We start from the raw sequence: 15,656 nt of genomic DNA on the forward strand, positions 1-15,656 counted from the left end.
TCCCTGGTGGTTGCTCAGAAACCGAGGTAGGCGTGGCGGAGGCCGTCGTCGGCCAGCAGCTCCGCGGCGGTGTCGACGGCGACGACCCGGCCCAGTGCCAGGACGTAGCCGCGGTCGGCGATGGACAGCGCGGAGTGCGCGTTCTGCTCGACGAGCACGACGGTGAGCCCGGTCGAGGCCCGCAGGTCACGCAGGATCCCCATGATCCGGGCGGTGATCAGCGGCGCGAGGCCCAGCGACGGCTCGTCGAGCAGCAGCAGTTCCGGCCGGCTCATCAGGGCGCGGCCGATGGCGAGCATCTGCCGCTCGCCGCCGGAGAGCGTCGACGCGGGTTTCGCCGAACGTTCTTCCAGCGGCGGGAAGAGCTCGTACATCTCCTTGCGCGCGGCCTCGCGGTCGGCGCGGTCGCGGCGCCAGAGCGCGCCCAGCCGGAGGTTCTCGTCGACGGTCAGCTCGGTGATCACGCCGCCGCCTTCGGGCACGTGCGCGACCCCGCCGCGGGCGATGCGGTCGGGCGCCAGGCCGGTGAGTTCCTTGCCGTCCCAGGTGATCCGGCCGCCGCGGGCGGGCTGCAGGCCGCTGATCGTGCGCAGCAGCGTCGTCTTGCCGGCGCCGTTCGCGCCGAGCACGGCGGTGATCCCGCCGCGCTCGACCTCCAGGCCGACGCCGTCGAGCGCGCGGACGGCGCCGTAGGCCACGGAAAGCTCGTCGATCTCAAGCACCGGGCGCCTCCTCGGCGGGGTCGCCGAGGTAAGCCTCGGTCACGCGGGGGTCGGCCTGGATCTCGGCCGGCGTGCCCGCCGCGATCACCTCGCCGAAGTTGAGCACCACGACGCGGTCGCAGACCTGCATGACGAGGTCCATGTGGTGCTCGACGAGCACGACCGCCATGTGCCGCCGCAGCGACAGGATCAACGTCGAGAGCTCGGCGAGCTCGGCGGCCGAGAGCCCGCTCGCCGGTTCGTCGAGCAGCAGCAGGTCGGGCTCGGCCACCAGCGCCCGGGCGAGGGCGACGCGTTTTCGCACGCCGTAGGGCAGAACGCCGGGCAGCCGGTCGGCGAGGTCGGCGATCCCGAGCTCGCCGAGCGTCTGGCGCGCCCGGTGCGCGAGGTCGGACTCGTCGCGCGCCGAGCGTCCGGCGCCGACGAGCGCGGGGAGCACGCCGGCCTTCGAGTGGCGGCCCGCCCCGGCCATCACGTTCTCGAGCACGGTCAGCCCGGCGAACAGGCCGAGGCCCTGCAGGGTGCGGACGATCCCGAGGCCGGCGAGGTGTTCGGGGCGGTGCCGCACGAGCGGTTCGCCGCGCCACAGCACGCGGCCGGACTGGGGCCGGACGAAGCCGCAGACGACGTTGAACAGCGTGGTCTTCCCGGCGCCGTTCGGCCCGATGACCCCGACGACGGTGCCGGGATCCACGCTCAGCCGGACGTCGTGCAACGCGGTGAGCCCGCCGAACCGCACGGTGAGGCCGTCGACCACCAGCAAGTCCTCGCCGGGCACGTCCTCGCTGGGCAGAGCCTCACCAAGAAGTGTCATCGTCGACTCTCCCGTCTCTCCTGTCCCACTATGTGGACCAGGCCGTACCGCGCGGTCGGTATGAAGAGGGTGGGGCGCGGCGCCGGTCGTGTCAAGGTGCGAACCGACAGAAACCGGATGAACGCGGGCGGTCCGTGAATTTCGCGATAGCCGCGTGCCGGGAGAAGTCCTTACGACGCAAGAAGGGCGGGCGCGCTCTTCAGCGCACCCGCCCTTCCCGCCCGGCTCCGGTCAGCCGGTACTGGCCTGCGGCGCGATCATCGACGAGGCGTCGAGCTTCGTCTGGACGACGCCCAGCTGCTGCAACAGGTCCGGCACCCGCTGGATGCGGCGGGCGTCCAGGGTGGACCCGAACGCGGGCATCACCATCAGGCTCGCGATGTCCTGGTCCACTTTGGCGTTGCGGACGACGAGCGGCTCGATCCGCGCGCGGTCGACCGCGGCGCGCGTGGCGTTGAGCATCGCGCGCTGGAACGCGAGCATCGTCTTCGGATGGGCCTCGACCCACTTCGCCGTCGCGCCGAAGCCGGTGAGCGGGAAGGCCTGCGTGCTGCCGCTCGCGGCGTCGACGACCGGGTACGCGCCGGCGACCTTGGCCGCCTGCGTGAGGAACGGTTCCGGCTGGTAGGCGGCGTCGACACGGCCCTGCGCCAGCGCGGCCGCCATCTCCGGCAACGGCATCGGCACCCACTGCACCTTGTCGAAGCCGACTCCGTGGTCCCGCATCACCGACCGGGTCAGCACGTCCGAGGCGGCGTTCTTCGAGCTGATGGCGATCCGCTTGCCGTCCAGGTTCTCCACCGTCTTGACCGGCGAGTTCGGCACGGTGACCAGCTCGTTGCTGCGCGGGCTCGCCGAGGTGGCGTCCGCGATCAGCTTCACGTCCGTGCCGTTGTTCTTCGCCAGGAAGAACAGGGTGTAGGTGGACAGCGCGAGGTCGTCCTGGCCGTTCGTCATCCGGGTCAGCGCCTCCTGGCCGCTGGCCCCGGTGTCGGCCTGCACGTCGAGACCTTCGGCCTTGAAGTAGCCGCCTTCCTGCGCCAGCCAGAAGGTGGCGAGGTCGACGGCGGAGAAGATCGCGACGCGGATCGCCGGCTTTTCGACGGCGCCGGGACTGCCGGACCCGCCTCGCTGGCTGCACGCGCTCACCAGCGCGAGGACGAGGGCGAGCACGGCGAACCGGCGGGTCGAGGCGCGTTGGGGCATACCACTCCTCGGAAAGGAATCTTTTCGATCACGGAAATCCGGCCGTATCAGCCGTGATCGCCGGACTGTAGATGACGTTTTCCGGGTCCGCAAATATCGATTCGGGAAAGCCTGAACGCCGTTCAAACGGGTAATCCACTGACTGACCGGTGCTCACCAGGGGAAACAAACCCACGAGAAACCGGCACAGAGCGTGATCGATGTCCGCCAACCAGCCGAGCGCACTACAGCGGATGACCCATCGGGAAAGGCATCGCCGGCGGGTGGCCGGTCAGCGAAAAACCGATTCCGGCCGGAGCCGTAACAAACAGATCGTCTTCGGAGACACTGGCGGGCGGAATGGGAGGGGGCGCCGATGAACGTGTCGTGGAGGTACCGGCCGCCGATGCTGTCGCCGAGGTTCGCCCACGAGGTGGCGACCGTCGGCGACGACGTCTTCGTGTTCGGCGGGACGGACGGGAACGTGGGCTTCGGCTCGGTGGAGACGCGCAAGGTCACCGGCGGCGGCGCCTGGCGCTACGTCAGCCCGATGCCCACCCCGCGCGGCAACCACGCGGCCGGCGTCGTCGGCGGGCTGGTCTACGCCGCCGCCGGCATCACCCCGGACGGCCGCACGACCGACGTCGTCGAGGTGTACAACCCGGCGGCCGACGAGTGGCGGCCGAGCCCGCCCCTGCCCGTGCCACTCGGTGCGGCGTCGGCGGCCGGTCTGGGCGGAAAGCTCTACGTGGCAGGCGGTTTCGTCGGCGACGGCGATCCCGGCGAGCACGCCACGGACGCGGTGCTCGGGTTCGACCCGGCCACGCGGCACTGGACGCCGGTGGCCCCGATGCTCACCCCGCGGGCCCGGTTCCGGCTCATCGCGGCCGGGGGGCACCTCTACGCGCTCGGCGGTTTGCCGAGCCGGCACCAGAACGCGCTCGACTCGGTGGAGCGGTACGACCCGGACACCGACCGCTGGGAGTCGGTCGCGCCGATGCGCAAACGGCGGGGCGCGCCCGGCGCGGTGCGGGCAGGCGACCGGATCGTGGTGGTCGGCGGCGGTCCCGCGCCGATCGAGGACCCGACCGCGCGGGACCGCACGAGCGAGGTCCTCGACGTCCGCACGGGGGAATGGGTGCTGCTGGGCACGGTGCTCCCCCACGGCCGGGCGTCGCTGGTCTGCGCGGCCACCTCGGCGCACCGGGTCCTCGCCATCGGCGGGAACGCGAACCTCTACGGCAGCCTGGTCACGGTGCCGGACGTGCTGTCGCTCAAACTCCCTTGAAGGTCAGCAGAACCAGCCGGCCTGGATCCAGCCGCGCTGGTTGACGTGGCCCATGGCGTAACCCTCGGCCCAGTCACCGCTGGGCGAGTACCGCGACAGCTCGAAGTGGTCGCCCCGGTAGAGGGTGCCGACGATGACACCGGCCGGCTGCGTCCGGACGTAGAGGTCCTGGGCACAGATTTCGTGCACGGTACCGGCCGAGGCGACGGGAGCCGCGGTACTCACCGCGGCCGCGGTGAGTACCGCGATCAAGAGGGCGCGTTTCATCGGTTCCCTTTCAGTTCAGGGTGAAGCAGTCGCGGAGGACGAAGCCCCATTTGCTCGTGCCGTGCCAGAAGACGTCGGCCGAGTTGTGGTCGGAGGTGATGTAGCGGACGCCGATGTAGTTGCCCTGGACGAGCGTCGCGATCGGGTCGGAGTGGCCTTGGCCGGCGGTGTAGTTGCCGAAGAGGGTGGCGGTCTGACAGGTGATGTGCGCGGCACGGGTCGGCACCCAGGGGTCGTTGATAGTGCCGCTTCCACTTTGGACGGTAGCCCCGGCGGGGGCGGCGCTTAGCCCCACCGCGGCGACGGCGGCGAGGAGCGCGGCCGTGAATGTTCGCTTGATCATTTCGGTCCTTTCCGGACGGACGAAGTTCGTTGCCGTCGTTGTCAGGAAAGAACTACCTTCCGGAGCGGCCGGACGGAAGTCCACGCGATGCCCAGGGGTGCACACTTCGGGTCCGGCTGTGCAGCGGCCCCGGTCCCGGACTCGCCCTACGTCCGCGCGGAACTCCGGGTGGCTCCAAGTCCGGCCTCGAGCGCCCCAATGTGGCGTTGGGTGCGTGGGACGCACCGAACGCCACATTGGGTGCGTCAGACGCAACCAACGCCACATTGGGCCCGACCGACCCGGCGGCTTCGCCGAGCGGCCGGCACGCTCGGACTCTGGCCTGGGCCGGGACCTCGGCCCAGGCCAGAGTCCTCGTCCGCTACTCCGCAGCGGCCTTGGCCGGAGTTGCGAAGCGACGCAGGCCCGGCGTCGCCGCCCCGACCAGCGCCACCGCCGCCACGCACAGCACCCCGCCACTCACCAGCGCCGCCGCACCCGACGTCACCCCCGCCACCAGCCCGCCCCGCAGGTTGCCGAGGTCGGGCCCGGCCTGGCCGACGATCTGCTCCGCCGCCGCGACCCGGCCGAGCAACGCGTCCGGTGTGTTCAGCTGCACCAGCGCTCCGCGCGACACCACCGAAACCGTGTCGGCCGCGCCCGCCAGGGCCAGGCACCCCAGCCCCACCCACGGGTCCGGCGCCAGCCCGAACACCACCAGCGCCCCGCCCCACACCGCCGACCCGGCGAGCATCACCACGCCCGGGCGGGGCAGCCGCGTGAACGTCCCGGAAAACACCGATGCCGCCACCCCGCCCACCGCGATCGCCGACAGGAACAGCCCCAGCGTCCGCGGGTCGCCGGCGAACCTCTCCGCGTTCACCAGCGGGAACAGGCTGATCGGCATCGACAGGACCGTCGCCGCCAGGTCGGTCAGCAGCGCTCCGCGGACCACCGGTGTGCGCACCAGGAACGCCAGCCCGTCCAGCACCCCGCGCAGCCCCGGCCGCGACGGTTCGCCGGAAGGGCGCATCGCCGGGAGGCCGACGACGCCGTAGAACGCCATCCCGAACGTCAGCGCGTCGACCAGGTAACAGCCGCCCACGCCGAACCGGCCCAGCAGCAGCCCGGCCAGCGCCGGGCCGAGCAGCATCGCGCCCTGGAACGCGATCCGGTTCAGCGCCAGCCCGGCCGGGAGCTGCTCCGGCGCCAGCAGCCGCGGGATGAACGTGCGCGCCGCCGGGCCGCCGCCCGCCACGAAGCAGGACTGCACCGCCACCAGCCCCAGCACGGCCAGGACCGGCACGTCACCGAGAAACCCCTGCACCGCCAGCAGAACCGAGCAGGCGGCCTGCCCCGCGGTGGTGACCAGCGCGAACTTCCGCCGGTCGACGCGGTCCACCAGCGACCCGGCGAACAGCCCGAACACGACCAGCGGCAGGGCCTGGGCGAGCCCGACGGCACCGGTCCAGATCGTGCTCCGGGTCTGCTCCCAGACCTGGAACATCACGGCGACGAGCGTCATCTGCGCCCCGAAGCCGGAGAAGACCCGGCCGACCCAGAGCCGCCTGAAGGCAGACGACACGCGAAGCGGGGTCAGGTCGACGAAGGCACTGGTCAAAGACACCGGCAAACTATAACAGCGCTTATGTAATGTGGAACTCCAGCAACGACCGACCTCCGCTCACGTCGGTCACGGCGTCGAGTTCCAGTCCGTGAGCAGCGGCGAGCGCGCGGAACTCGGAGACGTGGCGCTCCCGGCCGCCGAAGATGACGAGCATCGCGAGATCCATGTCCGTCGCGGCCCGCCGCCCGCCGACCGCCTCGACGACCAGGATCCGCCCGGCCGGGCGCGCCGCCTCGACGCAGCGGGCCAGGATGCGGCCGGCCCGCTCGTCGTCCCAGTCGTGCAGGATGTCGCACAGCAGGTAGGCGTCCGCCCCGGCCGGGAGCGGGTCGAAGAAGCTGCCGGCGACCGCCGAAGCCCGGTCCTCGAGCCCGTGCGCGGCGAACGTCGCACCGGCCGCCGCGACGTCGAGGTCGACCAGCCGGCCCCGCGTCCCGGGGTGGGCCGCCAGGATCGCGGCCAGCAGGGTGCCCGGACCGCCCCCGACGTCGACGACCGTCGCGAACCGCCCCCAGTCGAAGCCGGTCGCGAGCTGCGGGACCTCGGCGCGCAGCCGGTGCGCCATCTGGCGGTCGAACGACTCCCGCAGGGGCGGGTGCGCGGCGAGGTCGGCCCAGAAGTCCCGCCCGTACCGGCGGTCGTAGCCCGCCTCCCCGGTGGTGACGCTGTGCAGGAGCTCGACGAACGCCAGCTCGGCGCGCCCGCCCGCGGTGTCCAGGTTCAGCAGGACACTCGTCAGCGTGTCGCCGCAGAGGTGCTCGCCGTACGACGTGGTCCGGTAGCCGGTGGCCGTGCGCTCGAAGAAGCCCAACGTCGTCAGGTGCCCCAGCAGCAGGCCGAGCGGCACCGGCGCGACGCCGAGGTCGGCCGCGAGTTCCGCCGCGCCGGCGCCCGGTCCGCGGAGGCGGTCGGGCAGCCCCAGCGTCACCGCCACCCGCACCGCCATCGGAGTTGCCAGGCTCGCCATGCGAAGAATCGTGTTCGCGTCGTCACTCCCCATGACGATCGATAGTGTCAGCCGGCGGAATCCCTCCACAAGGGACGGTCGGTGACCGGATGACCACTGGCGGCGAAGGGAAGCGATATGGAAGCCGGCTCGGGCAGCATCGGCCGCAATCCGAACCTGAGGAGTCGAACCATGAAAGCCCGTGTGTTCCAGGCCGTCATCGGCACGGCCTTCCTGGCCGTCCTCGTCCTCGCGCCCGCCGCCCAGGCGGCCGAGACGCCACCCCAGCCCGGCCCGTCCATCGGCGTCGGTCCCTACATCGGTGACTCGCCCAAGCCCGGCACGGCCAGCGCCGACACCAAGTAGCCCGCGCGCAGGACGGCGTCGCGCAGCAGCGCGCCGCTGTCCCGCTCCCGGGCCGGGGCGAGCACGAACCCCGCGTTCGTGTGCTCGCCCCACCCCGTCATCACCTGCGGCTCGCCGATCCCCCGGATCGGGCACGGCAGCGGCGGCGCCACGGGCACGTGCGCGTCGCTGGTGAGCAAGCTGACGTCCGCGCGGGCCGCCTGCTCCGGCACGGCCCGCGCGGCCCGGTCCGGCGGCGCCTGGTGCGCCACGACGAGTGCCCGCGGGACCCCCAGTCCCGCGGCCACCCGCCGCTGCGCCAGCCGGTAGGCCACCAGCGCGCCCAGCCCCGCGCCGAAGAGCACGTGCGGGCGGGCCAGCACCCCCGCCAGTTCCGCCGCGAGGGACTCCACGAGCAGCCACATGTCCCGGTACGGGTGCTCGTCGCGGCGCTCGCCGCGCCCGGGCAGCTCGACGACCCGCACCGAGATCCGCGGATCGCGCCAAGCCCGGTACCGGCCGGCTGCCTCCCCCGCGTCCGGGAAGCAGACGAACAGCAGGCGCTCAGCGTCGTCGGTGTCCACCCGCGGCCCCCTTTCCTCCTCGGCCGGGGATAGGGTCGGACACGGCACTTCCGTTCCGCTTCGGTCGGCCTTCTGGGGGCTCCACGTGCGCTACCGCCTGCTCGGACCGGTCACGGTCCTCGGCGACGCGGGCGCCGTCCGGCCCGGTGGCCGGAAACAGACGTCCGTGCTGGCCGCGCTCCTGCTGAACGCCAACCGCGTGGTCAGCGAAGACCGGCTCATCGATCTCACCTGGGGCGAGGACGCGCCGCCGAGCGTGCGCGGGCGGCTGCAGGTGCACATCTCGGAGCTGCGGAAGCTCCTCGGCCGCGACGTCATCGTCCGGCGCGCGCCCGGCTACGTGATCGAGGTCGCCCCCGGTGACCGGGACCTGGACGTGTTCGACGACGAGGTCGCCCAGGCCCGGGCCACGTCCGGGGCCGACGCCGTCCGGCACCTGCGGGCCGCGCTGGCGCTGTGGGACGGCACCCCGCTCGGCGGGGTCAGCGAGACGCTCGCCGCGCACGAAGGCCCGGCGCTGACCGAACGCCGGCTCGTCGCGCTGGAAGAGCTGTACGAGCAGGAACTGGCTTCGGGGCGCCACGGCGAGGTGGTCGGGGAGCTGCGCCGGCTCGTCGACGAGCACCCGTTCCGGGAACGGCCGCGCGCCGCGCTGATGCTCGCGCTGCACCGCTGCGGCCGCACGCCGGAGGCCCTCGAGGCCTACCGGCGGGCGCACGAACTGCTGGTGGACGAGCTCGGCATCGAACCCGGCCAGGCCCTGCAGGAGCTGCGGATGCGGATCCTGCGCGGCGAAGGCGAGCCGGCGCCGGCCGCGACCCCGGTTGCGCCGCGACCCGCCGAGCTGCCGCTGGACGTCCGCGGGTTCACCGGCCGGACGCCGGAGCTGGCCGCGCTCGACGAGCCCGGCGACGTCTGGGTGATCACCGGCACCGCCGGCGTCGGCAAGACCGCGCTGGCCGTGCACTGGGCCCACACCGCGCGGGCGAGCTTCCCCGACGGCCAGCTGTACGTGAACCTGCGCGGCTTCGACGCCGACGACGAACCGCTTACCCCCGCCGCCGCGCTCGCCCAGCTGCTGCGCACCCTCGGCGTCGACCTGCGGGACGTGCCGCCGGGCAGCGACGACCAGAGCAAGCTCTACCGCTCGCTGCTGGCCGACCGCCAGGCGCTGGTGGTGCTGGACAACGCCCGCGACGCCGCCCAGGTCCTGCCGCTGCTGCCGTCGTCGGGCCGGGTGCTGGTGACCAGCCGCCACCGGCTCGACGAGCTCGTCGCCCGCACCGGCGCGCGGTCACTCGGCCTGACGCAGCTGCGGGAGGACGACTCGCGCGAGCTGCTGACCGCCCTGCTCGGCGAGCGGGCCACCGCCGAGCCCGAGGCGGCGGACGAACTGGCCCGGCTCTGCGGCCACCACCCCCTCGCCCTGCGGATCGCGGCGGCGAACACCGGGGTCGCGAGCCTCGGCGAGCTCGTCGAGGAGCTGCGCGGCGACCCGCTGGCCCAGCTGGGTTTCGACGGTGCCGGGGAAAGTGCCGTCGCGAAGGCGTTTTCGGTGTCCTACCAGGCGTTGCCGCCCGCGCTGCGGCACGCGTTCCGGCTGCTGGCGCTGGTGCCCGGGGCCGACTTCACGGCGGTTGCCGCCGCGGCGCTGCTGGACGTGCCGCTCGAGGAGGCGACCCGGCGGCTGCGCGGGCTGGCCGCGGCGAACCTCGTGGAAGCGCACGCGCCGCGCCGCTACCGCTTCCACGACCTCGCCCGGCGCTACGCCGAGCGGTGCGTCCGCGCCGACGAAGACGAAGTCGCGCGCGAAAAGGCGTGGGAGCGGCTGTTCACCGGGTACTGCGCGGCCGCGGACGCCGCCGTCGCGCTGTTCGGCGCGCGGATCGTGACGCTCCCCCGCGAAGACGCCCCGGCGGCGCCGAGCCCGGTCGCGTTCGCCGACGCCGCGGAAGCCGTGGCCTGGCTGGACGTCGAGGTGCCGAACCTGGCGGCGGCGCTGCGGCTGGCGGCGACGCGGGGGCCGTACCCCGCCGCGTGGTACCTCGCCGACGCGCTGCGGCGGTTCTTCCACGACCACGGCCGCCGCGCGGAATGGCTGGAGCTGGCGCCGATCGTGCTGCGCGCGGCGCACGACCACGGCGCGCAGCCGGCCGAGGCGCTGGTGCACCTGTCGATCGGCGGCGCGTACTTCCGCGAAGGCCAGCACGAGGCGGGCATCCGGCACTCGGAGAAGGCGGTGCTGGCGAGCCGGGCGTGCGGCTGGCGCGAGTGCGAGGCCACGGCGGTCGCGAACCTGGGGTCGATGCTGGAGTGGACCGGCCGGCTGTCGGAAGCCGTCGAACACAGCCGGCGCGCGATCCAGCTGTTCCGCGAGCTGGCCAACTCCTCGGGCGAGGCGCTGGCGCTGAACTCGCTGAGCTGCCACTACCGGCAGCTGGGCCGGCTGGAGCAGGCCGAAGACTGCCTGTGCGAGGCGGTCGCGCTGTGCCGGCGGGAGAAGCTGCGGTTCTGGGAGGCCGCGAACCTCGCCGACCTCGGCTGGGTGCTGCAGGAGACGGGACGCTTCGAAGAAGCGGCCGAAGCGGTCGAGGGCTCCCTGAACGCGTTCCGCGACCTCGGCTCGAGCTTCGGCGAGGCGACGGCGCTCACCGCGTTGAGCGCGTTGCAGGGTGCCCGCGGCGACCACGAAGCGGCGGCGCGGACCGCGGAAGAGGCCCTGGACCGCGTCCGCCGCGACGGCGACCGCCAGGTGGAGGCGGCGGCGCTGATCGCAGTGGGCCGGGCGTCGGAAGCCCGCGGCGACCTGGCCTCGGCCGAGCGCGTGCTGAGCGAAGCCCGGGAGCTGGCGGCGGAATCGGGCCTGCGGGGCCAGCTGGCGGAGGCGTCGGCGACGCTGGCGTGGGTCTTGGCGGCGGCCGGCCGGGTATCGGAAGCGGGCGAGCACGCGCGAACGGCGTTGGACGCGGCCCGAGCGGGCGGGTACCGGCTTTTGGAGGCCCAGGCACTGCTCGGATTGGCGGCGGTCGAGGGCGCGGCCGGCCGCTCGATGCTGGCCGTCGGGACGGCGCGCGAGGCCCGGGGCCTGTACCGGTCGGTGGGGCACGTGACGGGGGAAGCGCTGGCCGAACGCTTCCTCGCGGACTTCGGCCGCCGCGCCACGGGCTGAGCTCGGGCGGTCCGAACGCAGTGAATGACTCATTCCTGGCGTCCGGCGCAAGGAATGAGTCATTCACCGCAACCGGAGGTGACCCGCGTGCCGCGCGGTGTTACCTCCGGCCCGCCGGCGCGACATACTGAGGCCATGCCCCGTCCGAAACACGTCCCCGCGAGCGATCTCCGGCTCCCGGACGCGCTGCAGCCGGGGCGGCCGAAGGGCGAGCAGCTCCGCGAAATCCTCGAAGGCGTCGCGACCGAGGCCGGTCCCGGGCGGCTGATGCCGTCCGAACGGTTCCTCGCCGAGCACTTCGGCGTCGCCCGCGGCACCGTGCGCCAAGAGATCAACCGCCTGGTCTCCGACGGCGTCCTCTACCGCCAGCACGGCACCGCGACGTTCACCTCCCAGCGCCAGGCCGCGCACATCGACATGCTCACCTCGTTCACCGAGGACATGAAGGCCCGCGGCGTGGTACCCAAGACGAAGGTGCTCCACGCCGAGGTCGAGCGCGCGATGCCCCGCCTGGCCGGCCGGCTCAACGTGCCCCCGGGCGCGCGCGTGTTCCGGCTGGAGCGCCTGCGCTTCGTCGCCGACGAGCCGTTCGCGGTCGAGCGCACCAACCTGTCCGTCGACCGGTTCCCGGACATCGAGCTGTTCGACTGGGAGACGCAGTCCCTGCACCGCACCCTCGAGGAGCGCTGGGGCGTGCACGCGGAGTGGAACGACACGGCGATTTCCGCGGTCCTCCCGGACACCGGCGACGCGGCGCTGCTCGACATCGAGCCGACCCAGCCGTGCTTGATCATCGAGGGCACGCTCCACGACCAGAGCGGCGGCGTCATCGAAGCGGGCCGCTCGCTCTACCGCGCCGACCGCTACACCGTTTTCACGCAGGCGCGGCGCAGCCCGGCCTGACCGGGCAACCCCCGGCGCGTACCAGGAGAACTGGCTCGGCGAGATCGTCGTTCACGTGACCTGCTTCGGCGTGCTCGGCGGACTCTTGTGGGCGGTCGCCTGGAGGCGTGGCGCCTGGGTGCCGTACGGGGCCCCTTCGGCTTCGGGTTCCCCTCGAGTGGCCTAGGCGGGGCCCGCCTGATGAGCCCGGAGCAGCTTGAGGCAGTGCTCCACCAATTCGTCCCCGGCATCGGGCCCGAACAGCGTCACGTACGACTCGTAAACCCCGCCGCGGTGCCCGTCCGCGTCCGGGAGGTACCCCAGGTACCCGTCCGTGTAGCCGATCACGCGCGTGTGCCGGAACGGGCTCCCCCGCCGGATCCTCAACCCCAGTGAAGCGAACAGCTCGAACGGCGTGTGCAGCCACGCGATCTCCCCCAGCGTCACGACGCTGACCGGCACCTCCGCGCAGCCCGTCGGCCGGCCGGTGGCCGCCATCGCCGCGAGCATCGCGCACCCCTCGTACCGCGTCCGCGCGATCCGGACCGCCGGGTGGTCCTCGCCGTGGTGGGCCAGCTCGCGCTGCCACTCGCGCTCGGCGGCGTGGCGCAGCTCCAGGCTGTCCTCGAGCGACGGCACCTCGCGGTAGGGCAGGTGCAGCGCCGATCTCGACAGCCGGATCGGGCCGGTTTCCGCCGTCGCCGAGGCCGCCGCCAGCGTCCGCGCGATCGACGTCGCGAGGTGGCCGCCGAGGGTGCGGACCTCGGCGTGGTCGCGGCCGCGCCGGACGAACCGGGAGCTCGCGTCGCCCGCCGCGCCCTGCAGGAACGCCGCCACCGGCTGGCCGATCAGGCTCGCCAGCTCGCGCCGCGTCGCGCCCGGCCAGTCCGCCGACCAGGTGAGGTTGTCCGGCCCCAGCACGGTCGGGTGGCTGGCGTAGTCGAACAGCAGCGCGGCCGGCGAACCGTCGTCGCGGCGCAGCTCCAGCACGCCGAACGACGTGTCGTGCGGCCCGTCCGGCCGGTAGCGGTTGCCGCCGACAGCCTCCGTCGACCCCGCGTGCCAGCGGGCCCGGACGCGGCCGCGGCACGCGCGCAGCCGCAGCGCCGCGCCGGTGACCGTCTCCGCCATGCGCCCGACCAGCCCGGCGTCGCGCCGCCCCGGCAGCCCGGGGTGCAGCGGGCCGGTCCAGCCCTCGGGCCCGGAATGCGTGTGCGACGCGCAGACGAGCACCCGTTCCGGGTCGATGCCCACCGCGGCCGCGACGGCGTCGGCCAGGGTGCGGGTGAGGCCGGCGTCGACCGCGAGCGCGTCGAGCGCCACCCACAGAACGCCGGGGTCGTCCTCGGTGGACAGCCAGATCAGCGACGCCTCGAGGTCGTCGTGCGTGCCGGTCGCGACGCCGTCCCGGGCGAGGTAGCCGCCGAGCGGGTGCCCGGGCCCCGGCGTGATCCGGACGTCTTGCGCGGCGAGCAGGAGCGCGGCGGTCACCAGGTGGATTCCAGGACATCGACGACGCCGTCGCGGCCGGCGGCGCGGGCCACCCCGGCGAGCTCGGTGACGTCGTCGGTCGTGTGCAGCAGGACCTCCAGCAGCATCGGCAGGTTGAGCCCGGACACGAGCTGGATGCGCGGGTGCCCGGCGGTGAGCGTGCGGACGGCGTTGAACGGCGAGCCGCCGTGCAGGTCGGCCAGCACGAGGACGCCGGCGGCGTCGCCGGCCAGCGCGAGCACGCGGGCGCCGAACTCCTCTGGGCTGTCGCGCGGGCTCAGCTCGCAGACCTTCAGGCGTGACTGCGGGCCGAGGATCATCTCGGCGGCTTCCCCCACACCGGAGGGCAGCCGCCCGTGCCCGGCGAGGATGATCGGAACGGACATGGCGGTCTCCTCAACTCTTCGCCGGGGCCGACGGCGCGAACCAGCCGAGCCACCCCAGGGTCACCCCGGCGACGACGACGATGGCGATGACCCAGACGGGGCGCAGGCGGGCCTTGGCCGTCAGCAGGTACACCCCGGCGGTGACGAGCACCGGCAGCAGGAACGGGACCAGCTCGTCGAGCCGATCCTGGATCGCCACGGCCTGCGTCACCGGCTGTCCCTGGACCGTCGTGGTCTGGCGGTAGGTCAGCGTGGTGACGACCTTGACGATCGACGGGATGAACCCGCCGAGCACGACGAACCCGAGCACGGTCGCCCCCTGCGCGACGCGGGCGAGCGCGCCGGCGGCGAGGTGGCCGGCCAGCCGTTTCCCTTCGCGGTAGGCGAACCCGAACTGCCAGCGCCGCACCAGCGCGTACGGCACGAGCACCATCACCGCGGCGAAGGCGGGGCCGAGCCAGTTGCCCTGCAGTGCCCACGACGCGCCCATGGTGAAGACGATGCTGTTGTACAGCGCGAAGACGACGGTGTCGCCGATGCCGGCCATCGGCCCCATCAGCGCGATCTTGGTGCTCGCGGCCGACTTCGGCGTGCCCGCTTCCTCCAGCGCGACGCTCGAGCCGAGGATCAGCGGGCCGCCGACGAGCACCGAGGTGTTGAAGAACTGGAGGTGCCGCTGCAGGCCGGCGACGTAGTCGGCCTTCTCCGGGTAGAGCCGGCGCAGCACCGGTTCCATCGAGTACGCGAACCCGAGCGCCTGCATCCGCTCGTAGTTCCAGGAGATCTGGCTCGACCAGAAGTACCGGCGGAACACGCGGCGCAGGTCCTGCTTCGTCAGCCGCGCGTCCACAGTGGACTCTTCGGGCACTTCCGGGACGGCCGGCGCCGGCTCGTCGCGCTTGAGCGTCACGAACAGCATCGCGACCGCGACGCCGACCAGCGCGATCCCCAGCAGCGGCAGGTGGAGGTAGGCGAACGCGACGAAGCCGATCAGCAGCAGGTACCAGTACCGAGACAGCTCCATCATGCCCAGCAGCAGCGCGAACCCGACGGCGGGCAGCAGCGACCCGGCGAGTGTCATGCCCTGCACGAACCCGGCGGGGATGCTCGCGGTGATGGCCTTGACCAGGCCGCCGGACGCGGCGAGCGCGGCGAGGAACGTCGGGATCGCGCGCACCGCCACCCACGGCACCAGGCTGATCCAGTGGATCAGCGCGAGGCCGCGCGCGTTGCCGTCGGCGGCGTACCCGTCGGCCCGGTGGACCAGCGCGGTGGTGATGATCTTGCCGACGGGGTCGAGCGCGGAGAGCAGGATCGCGGCCGGCAGCCCGACGCCCAGCCCGATCGCGACCTGCGCGGACGTCTCGCCGGCGGCACCCGCGGCCAGCGCGGTGCCGACGATCGCGCCGGTCTGGTAGTCGGGGATGGTCGCGCCGCCGTAGGTGTAGACACCGAGGGCGGCCAGCTCCAGCGTCGCGCCGATCAGCAGGCCGAGCAGCGGGTGCCCGACGATCAGCCCGGCGACCGAGCCGGCGATGAGCGGGCGCTGGGCGTAGATGAGGAACGGGCCGAGCCCGTCGTAGGTGCAGTAGATCGCCCACAGAGTCAGGGCCAACGCGACGAGCATG

15 protein-coding genes are annotated in these 15,656 nt (G+C 73.3%); 4 read left to right on the forward strand and 11 right to left on the reverse strand.

What is annotated here, in order from left to right:
- Window positions 1-14: 14 nt before the first annotated feature.
- The 3 genes from ACZ4TR_RS33680 to ACZ4TR_RS33690 form a co-directional block, all read right to left on the reverse strand.
- Window positions 15-722: an ABC transporter ATP-binding protein gene (locus ACZ4TR_RS33680; RefSeq protein WP_465291740.1), complete on the reverse strand. Its 708-nt coding sequence runs from the start codon at window positions 720-722 to the stop codon at window positions 15-17.
- On the reverse strand, window positions 715-1,536 hold the full coding sequence (locus ACZ4TR_RS33685) for an ABC transporter ATP-binding protein (protein WP_364529132.1): 822 nt from the start codon (window positions 1,534-1,536) through the stop codon (window positions 715-717). The genes ACZ4TR_RS33680 and ACZ4TR_RS33685 overlap by 8 nt, the downstream gene beginning before the upstream one ends.
- A 231-nt stretch (window positions 1,537-1,767) precedes the next feature.
- Window positions 1,768-2,742, reverse strand: a complete 975-nt coding sequence (locus ACZ4TR_RS33690) for an ABC transporter substrate-binding protein (RefSeq protein WP_465291742.1) — start codon at window positions 2,740-2,742, stop codon at window positions 1,768-1,770.
- A gap of 355 nt (window positions 2,743-3,097) precedes the next feature.
- Here ACZ4TR_RS33690 and ACZ4TR_RS33695 point away from each other — a divergent pair, with 355 nt between their 5' ends.
- On the forward strand, window positions 3,098-4,009 hold the full coding sequence (locus ACZ4TR_RS33695) for a Kelch repeat-containing protein (RefSeq protein ID WP_465291744.1): 912 nt from the start codon (window positions 3,098-3,100) through the stop codon (window positions 4,007-4,009).
- 3 nt (window positions 4,010-4,012) lie between these two features.
- Here the strand turns inward: ACZ4TR_RS33695 and ACZ4TR_RS33700 are convergent, their stop codons facing one another.
- The 4 genes from ACZ4TR_RS33700 to ACZ4TR_RS33715 form a co-directional block, all read right to left on the reverse strand.
- The gene (locus ACZ4TR_RS33700) at window positions 4,013-4,276 is read right to left on the reverse strand and encodes an SH3 domain-containing protein (RefSeq protein WP_465291745.1); all 264 of its coding nucleotides are present in this window, start codon (window positions 4,274-4,276) and stop codon (window positions 4,013-4,015) included.
- Window positions 4,277-4,286: 10 nt separating this feature from the next.
- On the reverse strand, window positions 4,287-4,619 hold the full coding sequence (locus ACZ4TR_RS33705; protein ID WP_465291746.1) for a hypothetical protein: 333 nt from the start codon (window positions 4,617-4,619) through the stop codon (window positions 4,287-4,289).
- A gap of 361 nt (window positions 4,620-4,980) precedes the next feature.
- On the reverse strand, window positions 4,981-6,225 hold the full coding sequence (locus tag ACZ4TR_RS33710) for an MFS transporter (protein WP_465291747.1): 1,245 nt from the start codon (window positions 6,223-6,225) through the stop codon (window positions 4,981-4,983).
- A 19-nt stretch (window positions 6,226-6,244) separates the two neighbouring features.
- Entirely contained in the window at window positions 6,245-7,192 is a 948-nt protein-coding gene (locus ACZ4TR_RS33715; RefSeq protein ID WP_465291749.1) for a methyltransferase, read from the reverse strand.
- Window positions 7,193-7,363: 171 nt separating this feature from the next.
- On the opposite strand from ACZ4TR_RS33715, the gene ACZ4TR_RS33720 reads away from it, so the two are divergent.
- Complete coding sequence (locus ACZ4TR_RS33720; protein WP_364521010.1) at window positions 7,364-7,537, forward strand: hypothetical protein; 174 nt, start codon at window positions 7,364-7,366, stop codon at window positions 7,535-7,537.
- Here ACZ4TR_RS33720 and ACZ4TR_RS33725 read toward each other — a convergent pair.
- Window positions 7,486-8,100 carry a thioesterase II family protein gene (locus ACZ4TR_RS33725; protein ID WP_465291750.1) on the reverse strand — a complete coding sequence of 205 codons (615 nt, stop codon included), beginning with the start codon at window positions 8,098-8,100 and terminating at the stop codon, window positions 7,486-7,488. The genes ACZ4TR_RS33720 and ACZ4TR_RS33725 overlap by 52 nt on opposite strands.
- Before the next feature lie 85 nt (window positions 8,101-8,185).
- Between ACZ4TR_RS33725 and ACZ4TR_RS33730 the strand changes: the two genes are divergently transcribed.
- Together ACZ4TR_RS33730 and ACZ4TR_RS33735 are read left to right on the forward strand one after the other, a co-directional pair.
- Window positions 8,186-11,269, forward strand: coding sequence for an AfsR/SARP family transcriptional regulator (locus ACZ4TR_RS33730; RefSeq protein WP_465291752.1), 3,084 nt, complete (start codon window positions 8,186-8,188; stop codon window positions 11,267-11,269).
- A gap of 135 nt (window positions 11,270-11,404) precedes the next feature.
- A complete protein-coding gene (locus tag ACZ4TR_RS33735) occupies window positions 11,405-12,172 on the forward strand; it encodes a GntR family transcriptional regulator (protein ID WP_364521007.1) in 768 nt (255 codons plus the stop codon).
- A gap of 162 nt (window positions 12,173-12,334) precedes the next feature.
- Here the strand turns inward: ACZ4TR_RS33735 and ACZ4TR_RS33740 are convergent, their stop codons facing one another.
- The 3 genes from ACZ4TR_RS33740 to ACZ4TR_RS33750 are packed head-to-tail and all read right to left on the reverse strand — an operon-like array spanning window position 12,335 to window position 15,643.
- Window positions 12,335-13,642 carry a hypothetical protein gene (locus ACZ4TR_RS33740; protein WP_465291754.1) on the reverse strand — a complete coding sequence of 436 codons (1,308 nt, stop codon included), beginning with the start codon at window positions 13,640-13,642 and terminating at the stop codon, window positions 12,335-12,337.
- Window positions 13,639-14,028 carry a PTS sugar transporter subunit IIA gene (locus tag ACZ4TR_RS33745; RefSeq protein WP_364521004.1) on the reverse strand — a complete coding sequence of 130 codons (390 nt, stop codon included), beginning with the start codon at window positions 14,026-14,028 and terminating at the stop codon, window positions 13,639-13,641. The genes ACZ4TR_RS33740 and ACZ4TR_RS33745 overlap by 4 nt, the downstream gene beginning before the upstream one ends.
- Window positions 14,029-14,038: 10 nt before the next feature.
- The gene (locus tag ACZ4TR_RS33750; protein WP_465291756.1) at window positions 14,039-15,643 is read right to left on the reverse strand and encodes a PTS system mannose/fructose/sorbose family transporter subunit IID; all 1,605 of its coding nucleotides are present in this window, start codon (window positions 15,641-15,643) and stop codon (window positions 14,039-14,041) included.
- Between the last annotated feature and the right edge of the window lie 13 nt (window positions 15,644-15,656).

Source organism: Amycolatopsis sp. NPDC028719 (assembly GCF_055565395.1).